Annotated in this window: 2 rRNA genes; both read left to right on the plus strand. The window is 57.9% G+C overall.

Annotated features, from left to right (window positions below):
* Window positions 1-1,333: ribosomal RNA gene (locus tag ACWCPM_RS34605) — 16S ribosomal RNA — on the plus strand; the annotation flags it as partial.
* Between the two features lie 310 nt (window positions 1,334-1,643).
* A 23S ribosomal RNA gene (locus ACWCPM_RS34610) occupies window positions 1,644-4,764 on the plus strand.
* Window positions 4,765-4,786 lie beyond the last annotated feature (22 nt).

The raw sequence follows: 4,786 nt of genomic DNA on the forward strand, positions 1-4,786 counted from the left end.
TTGGTGGTGGAAAGCTCCGGCGGTGCAGGATGAGCCCGCGGCCTATCAGCTTGTTGGTGAGGTAACGGCTCACCAAGGCGACGACGGGTAGCCGGCCTGAGAGGGCGACCGGCCACACTGGGACTGAGACACGGCCCAGACTCCTACGGGAGGCAGCAGTGGGGAATATTGCACAATGGGCGAAAGCCTGATGCAGCGACGCCGCGTGAGGGATGACGGCCTTCGGGTTGTAAACCTCTTTCAGCAGGGAAGAAGCGAAAGTGACGGTACCTGCAGAAGAAGCGCCGGCTAACTACGTGCCAGCAGCCGCGGTAATACGTAGGGCGCAAGCGTTGTCCGGAATTATTGGGCGTAAAGAGCTCGTAGGCGGCTTGTCACGTCGGTTGTGAAAGCCCGGGGCTTAACCCCGGGTCTGCAGTCGATACGGGCAGGCTAGAGTTCGGTAGGGGAGATCGGAATTCCTGGTGTAGCGGTGAAATGCGCAGATATCAGGAGGAACACCGGTGGCGAAGGCGGATCTCTGGGCCGATACTGACGCTGAGGAGCGAAAGCGTGGGGAGCGAACAGGATTAGATACCCTGGTAGTCCACGCCGTAAACGGTGGGCACTAGGTGTGGGCAACATTCCACGTTGTCCGTGCCGCAGCTAACGCATTAAGTGCCCCGCCTGGGGAGTACGGCCGCAAGGCTAAAACTCAAAGGAATTGACGGGGGCCCGCACAAGCGGCGGAGCATGTGGCTTAATTCGACGCAACGCGAAGAACCTTACCAAGGCTTGACATACACCGGAAACGTCTGGAGACAGGCGCCCCCTTGTGGTCGGTGTACAGGTGGTGCATGGCTGTCGTCAGCTCGTGTCGTGAGATGTTGGGTTAAGTCCCGCAACGAGCGCAACCCTTGTCCCGTGTTGCCAGCAGGCCCTTGTGGTGCTGGGGACTCACGGGAGACCGCCGGGGTCAACTCGGAGGAAGGTGGGGACGACGTCAAGTCATCATGCCCCTTATGTCTTGGGCTGCACACGTGCTACAATGGCCGGTACAATGAGCTGCGATACCGTGAGGTGGAGCGAATCTCAAAAAGCCGGTCTCAGTTCGGATTGGGGTCTGCAACTCGACCCCATGAAGTCGGAGTCGCTAGTAATCGCAGATCAGCATTGCTGCGGTGAATACGTTCCCGGGCCTTGTACACACCGCCCGTCACGTCACGAAAGTCGGTAACACCCGAAGCCGGTGGCCCAACCCTTGTGGAGGGAGCTGTCGAAGGTGGGACTGGCGATTGGGACGAAGTCGTAACAAGGTAGCCGTACCGGAAGGTGCGGCTGGATCACCTCCTTTCTAAGGAGCACTTCTAGGCTGCTTCGGCAGTCCAGAGGCCAGTACATCGGCGAATGTCCGGTGCTGGTTGCTCATGGGTGGAACGTTGACTATTCGGCCGGGTTTTCGGGTCGGAGGCTGCTAGTACTGCTCGTCAGAGTGTGGAACGCATGATCTCCGGACGAGGGCCGGCCGGGCACGCTGTTGGGTGTCTGAGGGTTCGGCCGCAAGGTCGCCTTCAGTGCCGGCCCCAGTGCACTCGGGATGTGGTCCCGGGGTGATGGGTGGTTGGTCGTTGTTTGAGAACTGCACAGTGGACGCGAGCATCTGTGGCCAAGTTTTTAAGGGCGCACGGTGGATGCCTTGGCACCAGGAACCGATGAAGGACGTGGGAGGCCACGATAGTCCCCGGGGAGTCGTCAACCAGGCTTTGATCCGGGGGTTTCCGAATGGGGAAACCCGGCAGTCGTCATGGGCTGTCACCCGCTGCTGAACACATAGGCAGTGTGGAGGGAACGCGGGGAAGTGAAACATCTCAGTACCCGCAGGAAGAGAAAACAACCGTGATTCCGGGAGTAGTGGCGAGCGAAACCGGATGAGGCCAAACCGTATGCGTGTGAGACCCGGCAGGGGTTGCGCATGCGGGGTTGTGGGATCTCTCTTTTACGGTCTGCCGGCCGTGAGACGAGTCAGAAACCGTTGATGTAGGCGAAGGACATGCGAAAGGTCCGGCGTAGAGGGTAAGACCCCCGTAGTCGAAACGTCAACGGCTCGTTTGAGAGACACCCAAGTAGCACGGGGCCCGAGAAATCCCGTGTGAATCTGGCGGGACCACCCGCTAAGCCTAAATATTCCCTGGTGACCGATAGCGGATAGTACCGTGAGGGAATGGTGAAAAGTACCGCGGGAGCGGAGTGAAATAGTACCTGAAACCGTGTGCCTACAAGCCGTGGGAGCGTCGGAATGAGGCTTGCCTTGTTCTCGTGACTGCGTGCCTTTTGAAGAATGAGCCTGCGAGTTTGCGGTGTGTTGCGAGGTTAACCCGGGTGGGGTAGCCGTAGCGAAAGCGAGTCCGAATAGGGCGTTTCAGTAGCACGCTCAAGACCCGAAGCGGAGTGATCTAGCCATGGGCAGGTTGAAGCGGAGGTAAGACTTCGTGGAGGACCGAACCCACCAGGGTTGAAAACCTGGGGGATGACCTGTGGTTAGGGGTGAAAGGCCAATCAAACTCCGTGATAGCTGGTTCTCCCCGAAATGCATTTAGGTGCAGCGTCGTGTGTTTCTTGCCGGAGGTAGAGCACTGGATAGGCGATGGGCCCTACCGGGTTACTGACCTTAGCCAAACTCCGAATGCCGGTAAGTGAGAGCGCGGCAGTGAGACTGTGGGGGATAAGCTCCATGGTCGAGAGGGAAACAGCCCAGAGCATCGACTAAGGCCCCTAAGCGTACGCTAAGTGGGAAAGGATGTGGAGTCGCACAGACAACCAGGAGGTTGGCTTAGAAGCAGCCACCCTTGAAAGAGTGCGTAATAGCTCACTGGTCTAGTGATTCCGCGCCGACAATGTAGCGGGGCTCAAGCGTACCGCCGAAGTCGTGTCATTGCAGCATGAGGGCCAACGCCCGCTGTGATGGGTAGGGGAGCGTCGTGTGCCGGGTGAAGCCGCGCCGGAAGGCAGTGGTGGACGGTTCACGAGTGAGAATGCAGGCATGAGTAGCGATACAAACGTGAGAAACGTTTGCGCCGATTGACTAAGGGTTCCTGGGTCAAGCTGATCTGCCCAGGGTAAGTCGGGACCTAAGGCGAGGCCGACAGGCGTAGTCGATGGATAACCGGTTGATATTCCGGTACCCGCTGTGAAGCGTCAAACATCGAGCATCGTGATGCTAAGGCCGTGAAGCCGCCCTGATCTCTTCGGAGTTGAGGGGAGTGGTGGAGCCGCCGGACCAAGCGGTTAGTAGGTGAGTGATGGGGTGACGCAGGAAGGTAGTCCATCCCGGGCGGTGGTTGTCCCGGGGTAAGGGTGTAGGACGTCAGGTAGGTAAATCCGCCTGGCAATAGTCTGAGACCTGATGCCGAGCCGATTGTGGTGAAGTGGATGATCCTATGCTGTCGAGAAAAGCCTCTAGCGAGTTTCATGGCGGCCCGTACCCTAAACCGACTCAGGTGGTCAGGTAGAGAATACCGAGGCGTTCGGGTGAACTATGGTTAAGGAACTCGGCAAAATGCCCCCGTAACTTCGGGAGAAGGGGGGCCACGTCTGGTGAGAACACTTGCTGTTCGAGCTGGGGGTGGCCGCAGAGACCAGCGAGAAGCGACTGTTTACTAAAAACACAGGTCCGTGCGAAGCCGTAAGGCGATGTATACGGACTGACGCCTGCCCGGTGCTGGAACGTTAAGGGGACCGGTTAGCTCCATTTCGGTGGGGCGAAGCTGAGAACTTAAGCGCCAGTAAACGGCGGTGGTAACTATAACCATCCTAAGGTAGCGAAATTCCTTGTCGGGTAAGTTCCGACCTGCACGAATGGCGTAACGACTTCTCGACTGTCTCAACCATAGGCCCGGTGAAATTGCACTACGAGTAAAGATGCTCGTTTCGCGCAGCAGGACGGAAAGACCCCGGGACCTTTACTACAGTTTGATATTGGTGTTCGGTTCGGCTTGTGTAGGATAGCTGGGAGACTTTGAAATCTGGACGCCAGTTCAGGTGGAGTCGTCGTTGAAATACCAGTCTGGTCGTGCTGGATGTCTAACCTGGGTCCGTGATCCGGATCAGGGACAGTGTCTGATGGGTAGTTTAACTGGGGCGGTTGCCTCCTAAAGAGTAACGGAGGCGCCCAAAGGTTCCCTCAGCCTGGTTGGTAATCAGGTGTTGAGTGTAAGTGCACAAGGGAGCTTGACTGTGAGACCGACGGGTCGAGCAGGGACGAAAGTCGGGACTAGTGATCCGGCGGTGGCTTGTGGAAGCGCCGTCGCTCAACGGATAAAAGGTACCCCGGGGATAACAGGCTGATCTTCCCCAAGAGTCCATATCGACGGGATGGTTTGGCACCTCGATGTCGGCTCGTCGCATCCTGGGGCTGGAGTCGGTCCCAAGGGTTGGGCTGTTCGCCCATTAAAGCGGTACGCGAGCTGGGTTTAGAACGTCGTGAGACAGTTCGGTCCCTATCCGCTGTGCGCGTAGGAATATTGAGAAGGGCTGTCCCTAGTACGAGAGGACCGGGACGGACGAACCTCTGGTGTGCCAGTTGTTCTGCCAAGGGCATGGCTGGTTGGCTACGTTCGGGAGGGATAACCGCTGAAAGCATCTAAGCGGGAAGCCTGCTTCGAGATGAGTATTCCCACCTCCTTGAGAGGGTAAGGCTCCCAGTAGACGACTGGGTTGATAGGCCGGATATGGAAGCACGGTAACGTGTGGAGTTGACCGGTACTAATAGGCCGAGGGCTTGTCCTCAGTTGCTCGCGTCCACTGTGTT

Source organism: Streptomyces sp. NPDC002309 (assembly GCF_053593375.1).